Annotated in this window: 12 protein-coding genes and 4 pseudogenes; 10 read left to right on the top strand and 6 right to left on the bottom strand. The window is 68.5% G+C overall.

The genetic code is table 11. The annotated features are described in order from the left end of the window. Positions 1 to 246 precede the first annotated feature (246 nt). The 4 genes from DFQ14_RS14670 (at position 247) to DFQ14_RS14685 (ending at position 4,611) form a co-directional block, all read left to right on the top strand. Positions 247 to 687 (top strand): Fur family transcriptional regulator, encoded by a 441-nt coding sequence (locus tag DFQ14_RS14670; protein WP_114453905.1) that lies wholly within the window; start codon positions 247 to 249, stop codon positions 685 to 687. Beyond that, positions 680 to 2,902: a catalase/peroxidase HPI gene (gene katG / locus DFQ14_RS14675; RefSeq protein WP_114453850.1), complete on the top strand. Its 2,223-nt coding sequence runs from the start codon at positions 680 to 682 to the stop codon at positions 2,900 to 2,902. Before DFQ14_RS14670 ends, katG begins: the two co-directional genes overlap by 8 nt. Before the next feature lie 305 nt (positions 2,903 to 3,207). Beyond that, positions 3,208 to 3,837 (top strand): trimeric intracellular cation channel family protein, encoded by a 630-nt coding sequence (locus tag DFQ14_RS14680; RefSeq protein ID WP_114453851.1) that lies wholly within the window; start codon positions 3,208 to 3,210, stop codon positions 3,835 to 3,837. Positions 3,838 to 4,140: 303 nt separating this feature from the next. After that, a complete protein-coding gene (locus DFQ14_RS14685) occupies positions 4,141 to 4,611 on the top strand; it encodes a hypothetical protein (protein ID WP_114453852.1) in 471 nt (156 codons plus the stop codon). Between the two features lie 124 nt (positions 4,612 to 4,735). Here DFQ14_RS14685 and DFQ14_RS14690 read toward each other — a convergent pair whose 3' ends face one another. Next, on the bottom strand, positions 4,736 to 5,734 hold the full coding sequence (locus DFQ14_RS14690; RefSeq protein ID WP_246195625.1) for an LLM class flavin-dependent oxidoreductase: 999 nt from the start codon (positions 5,732 to 5,734) through the stop codon (positions 4,736 to 4,738). Positions 5,735 to 5,951: 217 nt separating this feature from the next. Here DFQ14_RS14690 and DFQ14_RS14695 point away from each other — a divergent pair, with 217 nt between their 5' ends. The 4 genes and pseudogenes from DFQ14_RS14695 to DFQ14_RS14710 form a co-directional block, all read left to right on the top strand. After that, positions 5,952 to 6,368: a CBS domain-containing protein gene (locus DFQ14_RS14695; RefSeq protein WP_114453853.1), complete on the top strand. Its 417-nt coding sequence runs from the start codon at positions 5,952 to 5,954 to the stop codon at positions 6,366 to 6,368. Positions 6,369 to 6,629: 261 nt separating this feature from the next. Beyond that, entirely contained in the window at positions 6,630 to 6,890 is a 261-nt protein-coding gene (locus tag DFQ14_RS14700) for an antitoxin (RefSeq protein WP_114453854.1), read from the top strand. Next, a complete protein-coding gene (locus DFQ14_RS14705; protein WP_114453855.1) occupies positions 6,887 to 7,315 on the top strand; it encodes a type II toxin-antitoxin system VapC family toxin in 429 nt (142 codons plus the stop codon). The genes DFQ14_RS14700 and DFQ14_RS14705 overlap by 4 nt, the downstream gene beginning before the upstream one ends. A gap of 67 nt (positions 7,316 to 7,382) precedes the next feature. Further along, positions 7,383 to 7,520, top strand: a pseudogene (locus tag DFQ14_RS14710) (hypothetical protein); the annotation flags it as partial. Positions 7,521 to 7,570: 50 nt separating this feature from the next. Here the strand turns inward: DFQ14_RS14710 and DFQ14_RS22565 are convergent. Further along, positions 7,571 to 7,840, bottom strand: a pseudogene (locus tag DFQ14_RS22565) (helix-turn-helix domain-containing protein); the annotation flags it as partial. Here DFQ14_RS22565 and DFQ14_RS22060 point away from each other — a divergent pair. Both DFQ14_RS22060 and DFQ14_RS22655 read left to right on the top strand, forming a co-directional pair. Beyond that, positions 7,841 to 7,998: pseudogene (locus DFQ14_RS22060) on the top strand (IS3 family transposase); the annotation flags it as partial. Positions 7,999 to 8,055: 57 nt separating this feature from the next. Further along, positions 8,056 to 8,199, top strand: a pseudogene (locus DFQ14_RS22655) (oxidoreductase); the annotation flags it as partial. 266 nt (positions 8,200 to 8,465) lie between these two features. Here the strand turns inward: DFQ14_RS22655 and DFQ14_RS14730 are convergent. The 4 genes from DFQ14_RS14730 to DFQ14_RS14745 form a co-directional block, all read right to left on the bottom strand. Continuing rightward, the gene (locus DFQ14_RS14730; RefSeq protein ID WP_114453857.1) at positions 8,466 to 10,427 is read right to left on the bottom strand and encodes an FAD-dependent monooxygenase; all 1,962 of its coding nucleotides are present in this window, start codon (positions 10,425 to 10,427) and stop codon (positions 8,466 to 8,468) included. 230 nt (positions 10,428 to 10,657) lie between these two features. Continuing rightward, complete coding sequence (locus DFQ14_RS14735; RefSeq protein ID WP_246195671.1) at positions 10,658 to 11,638, bottom strand: SDR family oxidoreductase; 981 nt, start codon at positions 11,636 to 11,638, stop codon at positions 10,658 to 10,660. A gap of 304 nt (positions 11,639 to 11,942) precedes the next feature. Continuing rightward, the gene (locus tag DFQ14_RS14740) at positions 11,943 to 13,289 is read right to left on the bottom strand and encodes an MFS transporter (protein ID WP_114453859.1); all 1,347 of its coding nucleotides are present in this window, start codon (positions 13,287 to 13,289) and stop codon (positions 11,943 to 11,945) included. Between the two features lie 68 nt (positions 13,290 to 13,357). Continuing rightward, a complete protein-coding gene (locus tag DFQ14_RS14745) occupies positions 13,358 to 15,679 on the bottom strand; it encodes a cytochrome P450/oxidoreductase (protein WP_114453860.1) in 2,322 nt (773 codons plus the stop codon). Between the last annotated feature and the right edge of the window lie 60 nt (positions 15,680 to 15,739).

The following is a 15,739-nucleotide window of genomic DNA, read 5'->3' on the forward strand; positions in this document are numbered from 1 at the left end:
CTGCGCCCTTTCCGACCCCGTACCGCTGCCGGATCAGTGCCGTCGGGTCGAGCACGGCTCAGATTGGGGAGGTATGCGCGCCCTGACAGGGCGCGGTTTTTCGACGCGGTGCCGACAAGGGCCGCGACCGCCGTGAACTGCCGAATGACGAGGGACCCGAAACGAATCCCGTGTCAACTCTTGAGCGAATCCAGAAAGTCGGCCACACTGCAACGCGTGCCAATGACCACGGCGGACTTCGAACGCATGTTGCGCGAGGTTGCGCTGCGTGTGACGCGTCCTCGAGTAGCGGTGCTGTCGGCGGTGCACGATCATCCGCACGCGGATACGGATTCGATCATCGGCGCCGTACGCAGAGAACTGCCCAAGGTCTCCCACCAGGCCGTCTACGACGTGCTCCATGCGCTGACCAGGACGGGTCTGGTGCGCAGCATCCAGCCGATGGGCTCCGTGGCTCGCTACGAGGCGCGCATCGGAGACAATCACCACCACATCGTGTGCCGCTCGTGCGGCGTGATCACCGACGTCGACTGCGTCGTGGGCGCCGCGCCCTGTCTGGCCGAGTCCGATCCCCACGGCTTCGCGATCGACGAAGCCGAGGTCATCTTCTGGGGGACGTGCGCCGCCTGTTCCCCCAGCATGGTTCCCGAACACCCCACTGATCCCGAAAGGAATCCCGGTGACTGACACTCCCGACACGGAACAAAGCGGGGGCAAGTGCCCGGTCGTGCACGGCGACGGGCTGCCGCACCCGACCCAGGGCGACAGCAACAACTTCTGGTGGCCGAACCGCCTCAACCTGAAGATCCTGGCCAAGAACTCCGCCGAGCGAAACCCGATGGGCGAGGAGTTCAACTACGCCGAGGAGTTCAAGACCCTCGACCTGGCCGCCGTGAAGCGGGACATCGAGGAGGTCCTGACCACCTCGCAGGACTGGTGGCCCGCCGACTTCGGCCACTACGGCCCGCTGATGATCCGGACGGCCTGGCACAGCGCGGGTACCTACCGCGTCAGCGACGGCCGCGGCGGCGCGGGCTCCGGCCAGCAGCGGTTCGCACCCATCAACAGCTGGCCGGACAACGTCAGTACGGACAAGTGCCGCCGCCTGCTGTGGCCGGTCAAGCAGAAGTACGGCCGGAAGATCTCCTGGGCCGACCTGATCGTCCTCGGTGGCAACGTGGCCCTGGAGTCGATGGGCTTGGAGACCTTCGGCTTCGCCGGCGGCCGGGAGGACGCCTGGGAGTCGGAAGGGGACGTCTACTGGGGCTCCGAGACCACCTGGCTCGGCAGCGACAAGCGCATCTCGGGCGACGAAGAGCAGCGTGAGCTGGAGAAGCCGCTGGGTGCGACCCACATGGGTCTCATCTACGTCAACCCGGAGGGCCCCGAGGGCAAGCCGGACCCCGTCGCCGCGGCCCGCGACATCCGCGAGACCTTCGGCAGGATGGCGATGAACGACGAGGAGACGTTCGCGCTCATCGCCGGTGGACACACCTTCGGCAAGACCCACGGTGCCGCCCCCGACTCGAACCTCGGGGCCAACCCGGAGGCCGCCCCGCTCGAGGCGCAGGGCCTGGGCTGGCAGAGCTCCTACGGCACCGGCAAGGGCGCCGACACCATCACCAGCGGGCTCGAGGTCACCTGGACCGGCACGCCGACCCAGTGGGACAACAGCTTCCTCGAGATCCTGTTCGCCTACGAGTGGGAGTGCTACGAAGGTCCGGGCGGCGGCTGGCAGTGGCGCCCGAAGGACGGCGCCGCCGAGGGCACGGCCCCGGACGCCCACGACCCGTCGAAGCGGGTCACGCCGAACATGCTCACCACGGACATCTCGCTCAAGGTCGACCCGATCTACGAGCCGATCGCGCGGCGCTTCCTGGCGAACCCGGACGAGTTCGCCGACGCCTTCGCCCGCGCCTGGTTCAAGCTGACCCACCGCGACATGGGCCCGGTCGACCGTTACCTCGGCTCGGAGGTCCCGTCCGAGGAAATGATCTGGCAGGACCCGGTCCCCAAGCCCGACCACGAACTGGTCGGCGCCACGGAGATCGCCGCGCTGAAGCAGCGGATCGCCGAGTCCGGCCTGACCGTGCAGCAGCTGGTCTCCACCGCCTGGGCCGCGGCCTCGACGTTCCGGGGCAGCGACAAGCGCGGCGGCGCCAACGGCGGCCGTATCCGCCTCGAGCCGCAGCGCAACTGGGAGGTCAACGAGCCGGACAAGCTCTCCACCGTGATCAGCACCCTGGAGGGCATCCAGCAGTCCTTCAACGCCGAGTCCGGCGCCAAGCAGGTCTCGTTCGCCGACCTGGTCGTACTGGCCGGGTGCGTCGGTGTCGAGCAGGCGGCCAAGGCCGCCGGTTTCGACATCGAGGTGCCGTTCACCCCGGGTCGCGGTGACGCCACCCAGGAGCTGACCGACGTGGAGTCCTTCTCCCACCTCGAGCCGGCTGCCGACGGGTTCCGCAACTACCTCGGCAAGGACACCGCGCTGCCTGCGGAGTACCAGCTCATCGACAAGGCGAACCTGCTCACCCTGAGCGCGCCCGAGATGACGGTCCTGGTCGGTGGCCTGCGCGTGCTGGGTGCGAACCACCAGCAGTCCTCGCTGGGCGTGCTCACCGACAAGCCCGGCACGCTGACCAACGACTTCTTCGTCAACCTGCTCGACATGGGCACCACGTGGAAGCCGGCCGACGAGTCCTCGACGACCTTCGAGGCCAGCGACGCGTCCGGTCAGGTCGTGTGGACCGGTAGCCGGGTCGACCTCGTTTTCGGCTCGAACTCCGAACTGCGGGTGCTGGCCGAGGTCTACGCGTCCGACGACGCCGAGGAGAAGTTCGTCAAGGACTTCGTGGCGGCCTGGGACAAGGTGATGAACCTCGACCGGTTCGACCTCGCCTGATCCCGACGTGGGGCTCACCCGGTCAGGGGTGAGCCACACGTCCTCAGCCCGGAGAGGCGCACACGACCCCGCCCGCATGGGCGGGGTCGTGTCATCGGTACGCCCGGCACGAGCAGTCCCTGGAACACGACTGCCGTACAGCACGTCCGCCGCACCGTGGGGTTCTCCTCGCGCCGGGACAGCCGCAAACCGCGGCCCGCACCAGCGCCGACCGGCGCCGGAGGGCTTACGGTGCGTCCTGACCCGGTTTTGCTGCCGGCCCGCCACCGCCCGGGAACGCGCGGGTCCCTCGAGGAAAGGCCCGTATGACGACCGAACCGCCGTTGCTGCTGGCGTTGGACTTCGTCGGCACGTTCGCGTTCGCGCTCAACGGCGCGCTGACCGCGGTGCGTGCCGCCCGGCTCGACATCGTCGGCGTCGTCGCTCTCGGCATGATCACCGCGCTGGGTGGCGGCATCCTGCGCGACGTGCTCATCGACTCGGTCCCTCCCGCCACCTTCCGCGACTGGCGGTATCTGGCCCTGGCCCTCGGCGGCGGGCTGCTCGCCTTCGCCCTGAGCCAATGGCTGGACCGACTGGAGATGCCGATCAACGTGCTCGATGCCATCGGCTTGAGCACGTTCGCCGTCATCGGCGCGAGCAAAGCAATCGGGGCCGGCCTGGGCATCGGGCCCGCGATCATTTTGGGCGCGATCACCGGGGTGGGCGGCGGCACGATCCGCGACACCCTGGTCCGGCGGATCCCGTCGGTGCTGCAAAGCGACCTCTACGCGATCCCCGCCCTGCTCGGCGCGGCGGTCACGGTCGGCACCATCCACGCCGACGTCTACGGATTACCGGCCGCGCTGGCGGCGGTCGCCACCTGCTTCACCGTGCGAATGATCGGAGTCCACTTCGGCCTGCAGGCTCCCGCACCGCCCGGCCGCCACGACTGAACTCCAACAGGGTCCGCGGATCTCGCAGCCTGCTCACGCCCTGTTTCCGAAGGACGTGGCGGAAGAGTGCCGGCGACCTGGGTGCTGTCCTGACGGTTCTGCTGCAAGGCACCACCCGTCGCCACCGCCGAGCAGCCGTGGGCCGACCTCCACCTCGACATCGACGTACAGCTCATCCGCTGACCCACGCCACCACCGCAAGTGGCTGGAACAGGCCGCTCGCCGGAAGCCGGCCGGAGCAAGGACGAGGCTCACTCGGCCGCTGCCAGGACGGATCATCAGCGGGCAGGTACCTTGAGGCCGATGGCAGCAGACAACGTGACCCGACTCCCGTCGATTCAGCAGGAGCAGCAGCCGGAGACCGGCTCCGGCCGCGCACCCCAGGAGGACGTGGACTCCTACGTCGACCGCGTCTCCGAGGCGATCCTGGCGTGTCGGCAACGCGGCCGTCACCTCTGGCCCGCGCTACGGGTGCACGATCAACCGTTCACCGCCATCGACGAGCACGGTCTGTTCGTGCGGCGGCTCGTCTGCACCTGCTGCGCTCTGGCGGTCCGCGTGGAACGCTGGGAAGCAACGGGACGCGGCCGGCGCGCCCGACTCCAGCTGGTCGCGACCCATCTGGAATACATCACCGGCCCCGGCGGGGAAACCTACCTCGCTCCCACCGGGGTGGGCCGCATGACACCCCGGCAGATCGCGGACTCGGTCGCCTCGAAAGCCATGCAGGGCCAAAGCCTCGCAGCGCTGCGCAAAACCCTGCCCCGCACGTAGACCCGGTACGTTCGAAACCGACCCCAGACGCGAGGGAACGCGTTTCCACAGTGGAGTCCCGGGGTCGGTCATCGGCCCGACCGGTGCTCCGTATGACGACGAGACCGAGTCGGCGGGCACGGTCTCAAGCCTGATCCTCGGGAATCAGCCGCGCCAGCCGGCGGTAGGAGTCGAGCAGGGCGTCCTCGTCATGACCGCTGGTGGTGACCAGCACCTCATCGGCCCCGGTGTCGTCCACAAGCGACTGCAACGCGTCGGCGACCTCGTCGCCGGTGCCGTACACGTGGCCTCGCATCGCCCGATCGAACTGCTCCTGCTCCCAGCGGCTCATCTGCCGGGCGAGGATCTCCTCGGCCGGCTCCAGGGGCGGGAAGGCACCGTGCACGCGCGAGTACGCGGTCGACCACGCTTCCGGCACCAGCAGCCGACGGGCTTGCTCGGTGGTTGCGGCGACCGCGACGGACCGGGAGAGCACCACGTAGGGCTGCGCCGACCACGGCGACGGGCGGAACTGCTGCCGGTAGCGCTCGATCGAGCGCTGCAGAGCCTCCTCGCCGCGCACGGCGGCGATCACCAGCGGCAGCCCCGCCTGTGCCGCGTGCTCGGCGCCCGCCCCGGTGGCCAGCACGAACACCGGGATCCGCAGACCCTCCGACGGCATCGCGCGCACCTGCGGGTCCCGGTCGCCCACGAAGTAGCCGAGCAGGTCGGCGAGCTGCGTTCCGAAGTGCTCCGCGGATTCCCGGCCGTGCCCCAGAGCTCGGCGCACCGCCGCGGTGAACCCGAGCGATCGGCCCAGCCCCATGTCGATCCGGCCCGGATACAGCGATGCGAGCACGCCGAACTGCTCGGCCACCACGAGCGGCTGGTGGTTGGGCAGCATCACCCCACCCGTGCCCACCCGGATGCGCGAGGTCGCCGATGCCACCGCCGCGGCCAGCACAGTCGGAGCCGAAGCGGCCACCCCCGGAACCCCGTGGTGCTCGGCCACCCAGAACCGGTGGTAGCCGAGCGCCTCGGCTTCCACGGCGAATCGGACGGTGCGGCACAGCGACTCCGAGGGGCTTCGCCCGCTGCGGACGAGCGAACGATCCAGGACGGAAAAGCGCAATGGTGCGGTCACACCGGCGCCAACACCGGCGCAAGCCGCACGGATTCCCGATCGGTGCCGAGTCGCTCAACCGTCGGCGGTGACAGCATCACCGACCTCACCGAGCTGTTCGCCGCGTCCCGGCCGACCGTCTACCGCACCCTGCAACCAGCCTCGACATCGGATCTGCATGTGATTGGGCGGCACCGGGTATCCCCGGTACAAGGCCGAGGGGGAGGGAGGTGCGGTGATGACCACCGTGCGCGAGCTGATGTCGCAACATCCGGAGTGTGCCCAGGGCCAGGACACCCTGGTCACGGTCGCGGCGAAGATGCGCGACGTCGGTGTGGGCTCCGTACCGATCTGCGATGAGGACCAGCGGGCCATTGGCATCCTGACCGACCGCGACATCGTGGTGGGCTGTGTGGCCGACGGCGGTGCCCCCGAGCAAACGCGAGTGCAGGATGTCATTCACTCCGAGCCGGTGTGCGTGGGGGCCAGCCACCCCGCGGACGAAGCGCTGACCCTGATGTCGCGCCACCGGATACGCAGAATCCCGGTGCTCGACCGAGATCAGCGCGTGATCGGAGTGATCGCCCAAGCCGACATCGCGCGGGAACAGCCGGAAACCCAGACGGGCAGCGTCGTCAGCGACATCTCCCGCTGACCACAAACGCGAGGTGGATGCCCACACCCGGGATCTGTCGATGCTGCCCGAGGCCAAGCGCCGACGATGGGCCAGGATCGGGCGCCACATCGGCAGCGGCCGTACTCTGCAGGCGGCGCGCGGCGCCACAGCAAAACGACGACTGCCTGGATGGGGTTGTCCGGAAGAGCACAGGCGGCGCGTGGACTCACCTCCACGGGCATTTTGGCGAGTCAACGCGTCACCTTGACGCTTCACCTCCAAAGCATCATGATGGTATACATGCGGACCACCTTGACGATCGACGAGGATGTCGCTCAACTGATCGAGGACACCGTGCATCGTGACCGGCGGCCGATGAAGCAGGTCATCAACGACGCACTGCGGCGTGCACTGAGCCCGCAACCCGAGCGGCAGGAGCCGTACCACCTCACTCCGCACGACTCGGCAGTACGGCCCGGGTTCGACCCTGCCGGGTTCAATCGCCTGACCGACGAACTCGACGACGAGGCGATCCTCCACATCGCGCAGCAACCATCATGATCATTCCCGATGTCAACCTCCTGCTCTACGCCGTCATCTCCGGATTCCCCCACCACGATCGCGCACGCGCATGGTGGGAGCGCACCGTCAACAGCCCCACCCGCATCGGCCTGACCCAACCAGCCGTGTTCGGCTTCCTGCGCATCGCCACCAACGCCCGCATCCTGCAATCCCCATTGGCCATCACGGACGCGACCGGCTACGTCAACGACTGGCTCGCCCAGCCCAACATCGACCTACTCACCCCCGGGCCGAATCACCTGCAGACCGCACTCGACCTTCTCGAGAAAGCAGGAACAGCCGGAAACCTCACCACAGACGCGCAACTGGCCGCCTACGCCCTCGAAAACAACGGCGAAATGCACTCCAACGACACCGACTTCGCCCGCTTTCCCGACATAACCTGGATCAACCCACTCAAATAGGTCTTGTACTCCTGGGCATGTGGACTCCGTCTGATCTGCCTCGGGTTGTCCGGAGTTGGGTTGCTGGATGATTGATCACCTAGCAACCTTCACGGAGGACAGCGTGCCCAGACGGTATCCACCTGAGTTCCGACGCAAAGTGCTCGACCTCGTTGCTGCGGGCAGGCCTGTCGCACAGGTCGCGGCGAATCTCGATATCAGTGATCAAACAATCTACAACTGGCGGCGTCAGCACCTGATCGACACCGGCCAGATCGACGGCCAGCGCCCCAGCCCAGCCGCAATCGCCCGGAAAGACTCCTTCCGCGCCAAGCCACGGGAGATATCCTCGCGCTCGGCCAGCGACAACGCACCGGGCGAGCGTGTCCGCGTGGCAGGCACAACGCCGCCGTTGGTGGACACGACATTGTGGACCACTCCGGCCACTCGGCCCAGCGCCCGCCCGATCTCACTGAGCGACTCGCCCTGCTTCCAGCGCCGCCACACCTCGCGCTTTTGCTCATCGGACAACCCGGGACGACTCACACCGTCGAGCAGGTCGAGCTCGCGACCGCCGAATGGGTCGACTGGTTCAGCCACCGCCGACTATACGAGCACTGCGGTGACATCCCCCAGTCGAGCTCGAAGCCGCCTACTACGCTCACCAGCAAGCCCAGCCCACCGCTGAGCTGCCACACCGATAAGTCTCCGGACACCCGGGACGACTCAGCAAGAACTTCGTCATCTGGTACTCACAGCAGATGGCGGCGACTTTCGGCGCGAAGGGGGCGCGGCTTCTCTCCGTCTCACCGGGGTCCTTCGACATCGCGATGGGTAGGCTCGAGGAGAAGAGCGGGTCGGGACAGCTGCTCGACCACGCTACCCTCAAGCGATTCGGCAGCCCGGAGGAAATCGCAGAACTGCTCGCCTTCTGTGCCGGCGACAAGCCTGGATACCTCGCCGGGCCGGGGTCGACATTCTCTGCGACGGCGGCACCAAGGCCAATTTGGACCTCAAGGGCATGCTCGCGATGGGACGTACCGAATAGATGCCGAGCCCGGTGCCGCTCGTCCCTCGCCACCGGCAGCAGAAGGAGCCTCGCACCGCGGATCCGGCCGACGGGTGGCCGGGCCCACGGGAGAGTCACCCGAGACGGCGCGCGAGGATCCCGCTACCGGGAAGCGGTCACCGCGCCGACGTCGTCGCGGTCGGACGAGGTGGTGGGCGTGCCGACCTCGACCAGTGCCCCGCGCAGGAAGTCGACGAGCTCGTGGTGGGCGTCGAGAGGAAGAACGTGCGCGACGTACTGGTCCGGCCGGACGACCACGAGAGCTCCGTGCTCCCGGTCCACGCCACGCCGCTCGAAGATGTCGGTCGCCGGATCGGGGCAGAAGACCTTCTCGTAATCGACGAGTCCGAACGGCCCCTTCCGGGGAAGCAGAACCGGTGGCACATCCTCGACGGTGACGTCGCGATGTCCCTGCTGGAGCACGGCCCGCACGTCGATCACCGAGTCGGGGTCGGCCTCCGACGGGGTGAACCGGGCGATCGGTGACTTCTCCGAGGCCAGGAACTCGGCCAGCGCCCGCAGCCGGGAGTCGGGCGCGCCCGGGTGAGCCGGGTCGGCGAACGCGTAGAGGCGCCAGGCGCCATCGGCCCGGGCCGCGTGACCGAGGTGCACCGGTTTGGCATCGGCCAGCCGGATGACCGGCGCGGAGTGGAACCGCATCCCGAGCTGGAAGCCCTCCGCCAAGTGCTGGCGGGGTGACGCCGCGGTGAGGACGGAGGGCCCATAGCGCACCGCGACGCCGGCGGTGAACCGGCCTTTGTCGCGGAAGTAGTTCTGGAACCGCGTCGGGTCGGCGTCCTCATCGTCATCCGGCCGCTCGCTGAACAGCGCCGCGAACTCGCGGTCGAAGTCGATGAGTTCCTGGGCGACCTGCTGGCGTTCCGCGGAGTAGGTGCGCAGCACCTCCGGCCGCGAAGTCCCGTTGAGCACGGTGCCGAGCTTCCAGCCGAGGTTCCAGGCGTCGGCCATCGAAACGTTCATGCCCTGCCCGGCCTTCGCGCTGTGGGTGTGGCAGGCGTCGCCGGCGATGAACACCCGCGGCAGGCGGGTGCCGGCCTCGGAGTCGCCGACGTCGTCGAAGCGGTCGCACAGGCGCTGACCGACCTCGTAGACCGACCACCAGCCGACGTGCTTCACGTCGATGCTGTAGGGGTGCAGGATCCGGTTGGCGACCGCGGTGAGCTTCTCCGGGATCACGCTGCGGTTGTGCAGCATCTCGGCGTCGCGGTCGTTGTCGAGCTCGATGTAGAGCCGGACCAGGTAGCCACCTTCGCGCGGGATGATCAGGAGACTGCCCTGCTCGGACTGGATGGTGGACTTGAGCCGGATGTCGGGGAAGTCGGTGACGGCCAGGACGTCCAGCACGCCCCAGGACTGGTTGGCCTCGTCGCCCTCGAGCGTGCGGCCGATGGCCTCCCGGGTGGCGCTGCGTGCGCCCTCGCAGCCGACGACGTAGCGGGCGCGGATGGTCGAGCTCTCGCCGGTCGGCTCGAAGTTCTCGAGGTGCTGCAGCGTGACCGTGACCGGGTGTTCGGCGGTGGTGTCGTCCTCGACCTGCACGTCGGTGGCGTGCAGCCCGTAGAACGGCTCGGCACGGGTGGCGGAGCGGCGCATGTGGTCGCGCAGATAGGTCAGAATCCGTGCCTGGTTGACGATCATGTGCGGCATCTCGGAGAGATCGTCCTCGACATCGTCGATGCGCCCGGTGCGGACGATCGAGCCGTGATCCTCGGGGTCCGGTCGCCAGAAGGTCACCTCGTTGACCTGGTAGCCCTCGTGGACGAGCTGGTCGGCCAGGCCGAATGTCTCGAAGATCTCCACCGTGCGGCACGCGACCCCGTCGGCTTGGCCGACCTCGAGCGGCCCGTCCCGCCGGTCGACGATCACGGTGCGCAGCTCGGGGAACTCGGCGAGCTGGGCTGCCAGCAGCAGCCCGGCCGGACCGCACCCGATGATCACGACATCGGCCTCCTCCGGCAGGCCGGTCGGACGCTCGGCCACCGACGGGTGAGGGTCCGCGACGAACGGGTCACCGGGCTTGTAACCGTCGAGATAGAACTGCACTGATCTGGCTCCTCTGGGCATCGAACTCCCCGGGCCGACGGACTGCAGAGCCGCCGCCCCCTCTCCCGAACTACCGGGTGATGTGTCCCATCGTGCGGCAGTTACGCCCTGGGGAACAGACCGTTCTGCCATGAAGAACTCGTTCCGGGCTCCGCGAGACGCCACGGAGCCCGAGTTCCCACATCAGCCGCTCCGCTGCTCATTCCTCGATGCCCTCTCCCCCAGCTCGTTCAGCACCGACGGATCGACCGCGCGGCGGCGAGGGCGGCTCCGACAGCGGCGGTGGCGGCTCCCGCGCCGAGCGCGATGCGGACCGGTGTCCGGCGCCAACCTCCCTGCACCCTGTTCCACTCGGGCATGGGCTCGAAGAGGTTGCCGGGACCACTGATCACTCGCTCGCGGCTGAATGCCGCCAGGTTCATCGCTTTGGGAACCGCCCGGTTGAACACGCTGGGCAGTGCGGCATGCACGAACTCGAGGAAATGACCGGCGGTGGCGACGGTGCGCTGCCGGCGTGGGTGCTCGATGCTGCGCAGGATCGACCGCACCACCCGGCCTGGACCGACGATCGGGGGGATCGCCTTGGGTCGACGCTCGGTGTAGGTGGCGGCGTGCTGAAAGATCGGGGTGTCGACGGACTGCGGCAGGACCATGCAGACGTGGACGTCACGGGTCTCGGGTTCGAGCCGCATCGCTTCCCGCAGGGACTCGGAGAACGCCCGCACCCCGAACTTGCTGGTCACATACGGGGTGACGTACGGCGAGCTGACACTTCCCCATACCGAGTCGACGTTGATCAGGACCCCGCTGCGTTGGCGGCGGAAGTGGGGCAGCACGGCGCGGGCACCGTGGATCGTGCCGAACAGGTTGGTCTCGATAACGCGTCGGTACACCTCGGCCGGGGTCTTCTCGAACTCGCCGAAGGCGATCACCGCGGCGCAGTTGATCCAGACGTCGATCCGGCCGAAGGTCTCGACGGCGCGCTCGGCGAGAGCGTTCACCGCGTCCTGGTCGGTGACGTCGGTCGGCACGGCCAGTGCCCGGCCACCCGCGCGTTCGCACTCCACGACGACCGCCCGCAGCGATTCCTCGCTGCGGGCGGCGAGCACGACACGCGCCCCGCGTTCGGCGAGGGCGAGTGCGGCGGCCCGGGCGATACCGCTGGACGCGCCGGTGAGGACCACAACCGATTCGGAGATCTTCCGTGGCACGGTCAACTTTCTCCTCACCCGCGTTCCTGCGGCGCGTCCGGTCCGAGCACGCGCGCCCCTCGGAGGCCCGGCGTCGTCTCGTCCCAGCCGATCGACGCCCCGCAGTCTCCCCTATCCACGTGGTGACGGCATCCAGGAGAACCATCGACCATGGCCTCCGTGGCCGGGAGCGCGAGCTTTGGCTGGCCCGCACTCCTGGAGATCGTGGGCGGACTCCTCCTTCTCCGGCTTGCCTTGCCGGCCGCGTCGTGGGTGGCGAGATCGTGAAGAGCCGGCTTTCTCCGTTGCAGCAAAGCGTCCGGGGCTATTTGAGGATGTTCCTCCGGTATGTCTCGGGACCGAGATAGACAGCGAGCGCGGTGATCAGGGACATGAGGATGATGTAGACGGCGATCGGCCAGGCGGCTCCGCCCGCCCAGGCGAGCAGCGCGGTGGCGACCAGGGGAGCCAAGGCGCCGGCGAAGATCGACGCGATCTCACGGCCGAACACACTTCCGCTGTAGCGGAGGCGGGCCGGGAAGAGCTCGTTGAAATACACGCACTGTGCGGCCACCATCGCCGCCCAACCGACCGCGATGCCGAACGTGAGCGCCAGCCAGATCAGCGCGGTGGACTCGGTGTTGACGAGCCAGAAGATCGGAAATGCCGACAGGGCCGAGAGAACAGCACCGGCAATGTAGACCGGACGCCGACCGACCCGGTCGGTGAGGGCACCGAACAGCGGGACCGTGGCCAGCGAGATCAGCCCGGCGATGACGACACCCACCAGCGCAGTGGTCCTGGGCAGATCGAGCTGCTGGCTGACGTAGGTCAGCATGAACACCGCGTAGAGGTAGAGCACGACATGCTCTGCCATCCGTCCGCCCACGACGACGAGCACGTTCTTGGGTTCGGTGCGGATGGCCTCCAAAACCGGGGTCTTGACCTCGGTGTGCGTCTGCTTGAGGTTGGCGAAGGCAGGGGTCTCGTTGATGCGTGCCCGCAGGTAGAGGCCCACGCCGACCATGATGAAGCTGAACAGGAAGGGGATGCGCCAGCCCCAGGTCAGGAACTGCTCCTCGGGCAGCGAGGAGAAGGCGGCGACCGCTCCGGTGGCCAGCAGCAGTCCCACCATGACTCCGGCGGCCGGCAGTGAACCGGTCAGCCCGCGCCGGGACGGGGAGGCGTATTCCACCGACATGAGGGTGGCTCCGCCGAATTCCGCACCGGCGCCGAAGCCTTGCAGAAGGCGAAATACGACGAGGAGAGCCGGGGCCCAGATCCCGATGACGTCGTAGGAGGGAATGAGCCCCATCAACGTCGTGGCAATTCCCATGATCAGCAGCGTGATCATCAGAACTGTTCTCCGGCCCAACTTGTCCCCGTAGTTGCCCAGGACGATGCCCCCGATCGGCCGGGCGACGAAGCCGACACCGAAGGTGGCGAACGCGACGAGGGTCCCGACCAGAGGGTCGGCGGTGGGAAAGAACACCTGGTTGAAGACCACCGCTGCCATGGCCCCGTACAGGAAGAAGTCGTACCACTCGATGACCGAGCCGATCAGCGCGGTCGCGGCGACCCTTCGGACGGGCGTGACCGGTTGTGCCCCACTGTCCGCGGCGGCTGCGGCGGTGGGGTCGGGGGCTGCTCTTTCGGGTCCAGAACGTGTCATGGCACTTCCCTGCTCATCTGGCTTGGTTCGATGTCCTGGTCGGAGGCGATGGGTTCACGGTGTGTCGGTCACAGCTGCAGTACGAGACGGTCGCCGCAGGCGCGGGAGCAGCAGGTCATCATCCTGCTGTGCGCCGCGCGGTCGCCGCGGCCGAGCACCACGTCGCGGTGGTCGACGTCGCCGGCGAGCACGGGTGCCTCGCAGGAGCCGCACAGCCCTTCCTCGCAGTCGGACTGGATGTCGATGTTGTGCTCGCGCAGCGTCTGCAGCACGGTCTTGTCCGGCGGCACCCGCAGGGTGAGGCCGGAGTCGGACAGCACCACGTCGAAGGCGTGCTCGACGCCGGGATCGAGCGCGCCGAGGGCGGAGCTGAAGTGCTCCACGTGCAGCGCACCGGGGTCGGGCCAGCTCTCGGCGAGCTCCTCCAGCGCCTGCACCATCCGGTCCGGGCCGCAGGCGTAGACCTGGGTTCCGGCGGATACGTCGGCGAGCACGCGGGCCAGGTCCATCCGGTGGCCCTCGGTGGGGACGTAGGTGTGCAGCCGGTCGCCGTGGTCGCGCCGCAGCCGGTCGAGGAAGGCCATGTGCTCGGCCGCGCGGCCGGCGTAGTGGATCTCGTAGTCCAGTCCCATCGACTTCGCCCGGTCGGCGTGCGCCAGTACCGGTGTGATGCCGATTCCTCCGGCGACCAGCACCAGCCGCTCGGCGTCCGCGTCGAGGCGGAAGTGGTTGCGCGGGCCGCGGACGTGGAAGGTCGCGCCCTCGACCGCGTTCTCGTGCACCCAGCGGGAGCCCCCACGGCTGTCGGTCTCCAGCAGCACACCGATCTCATACGCGTGGTGGTCGTCGGGCGGGCCGCACAGCGAGAACTGGCGGGTGAGGACCTCGTCCCCGTCGAGGCAGTCCACGTCGATGTGCGCGCCGGAGGTCCACGCGGGCAGTGGCTTGCCGTCCGGCTCCTCGAGCCGGATGCGAACCACCCGCTCGGCGACCCGCTCCACGCGGGTCACCGTCATCGCCCGGGAGATGGCGTGTTTGGAGGGCTCGCCGATGGTGACCGGGTGCCGCACCTCGAGCACCCGCGGGTCGTGCCGCTCGGGGTTGCGCGCCGGATCCCAGCGCACCCGCAGGTGCTCGGGCCCGCGGAAGGATGTGTTGGGCACGTACTGAAAGTCCTGCTCGACCAGCTCCAGGTGCGGCAGCCGGGTGGTGAGCTCCTGCAGGAAGATCTGCAGCTCCATCCGGGCGAGGTTCTTGCCCATGCACTGGTGCGCGCCATAGCCGAAGGTCAGGTGCTCGCCGGCGGATTCGCGGCGCGGGTCGAACCGCTCGGCGTCCTCGAAGTGCCGCGGGTCGCGGTTCGCGGTGGCCTGCACGATGAGCAGCTTGGACCCCTCGGCGATGGATACCCCGCCGACCTCGGTGTCGGTGGTGGCGACGCGGCGCCAGGCGGCCACGGAACCGGAGTAGCGCAGGCACTCCTCCACCGCGTTCGGGATGAGGGCGGGACGGGCGCACAGCTCCTCCCACCGCTCGCGGCGCTCCAGCAGCAGCTTGACGGCGTTGGCGGCCGCGTGCGCGGTGGTCTCGTGGGCGGCCACGATGCCGGCCATCATGATCGAGTGCAGGTAGGAGTCGGTGACCACGTCGGGGTGCTCGGCCTGTTTGCGCACGCTGTACTGCATCCACCCGGGCCCACTCGGGTCCTGCCGGATCTTGTCGAGCACGTGTCCGGCGTACCGCCAGAAGTTGCCCACCGCGTGCGCCACCCGCACCTGCTCCTCCGGATTCGGGCGACCCCAGGTGTTGACCGTGTGCGCGACCGAGTACTCCTTGAGCGGGCCGATGTCCTCCTCGGGCACGCCCAAGAACCGCATCGCCACCGTGAGCGGCACCTGGTAGAGCATCTCGGTGACCAGGTCGACCTCGCCGTCGTCGACGAAGGCGTCCACGGCCTCCCTGGCCATCCGCCGCACCATGTCTTCGCGCTCGACCAGCGCCGGAGCGGTGAACGGCTCCATCAGCACCCGGCGGCGCGGCATGTGCTCGGGCTCGTCCTCGTTCACCAGGGTCCGGTTCATCGCGTAGCCGTAGCTGCGCAGCACCTCGTCGGCCTCGGTGATCGTGGGCGTGATCTTCTCCAGCGCGATCGAGGGGGAGAAGGTGATGTTGTCGCGGAAGATCGCCTTCACGTCCTCGTACCGGGTCACCACCCAGTAGCCCAACTCGGGTGAGTAGAAGACCGGCTCCTGCTCGCGCGCCCAGGCCAGCGCGGCCCCCGGGTCGTGCTGGTACTCGTCACCGAAGGGAGTGAACGCCGCCGCCCGGTCCGACACCGGGCATCCCTGCGGCGTCACCGGACAGCCCTGCGCGACCGACTCGCCCGTCATACACAACTCCCAGGTGTCTCTCATATCGCACACATCTGTGCATTAACCGAAACCACCTGG

Origin of the sequence: Halopolyspora algeriensis (assembly GCF_003337235.1) — a bacterium.
In the GTDB taxonomy this organism is placed as follows: Bacteria; Actinomycetota; Actinomycetes; order Mycobacteriales; family Pseudonocardiaceae; genus Haloactinomyces; species Haloactinomyces algeriensis.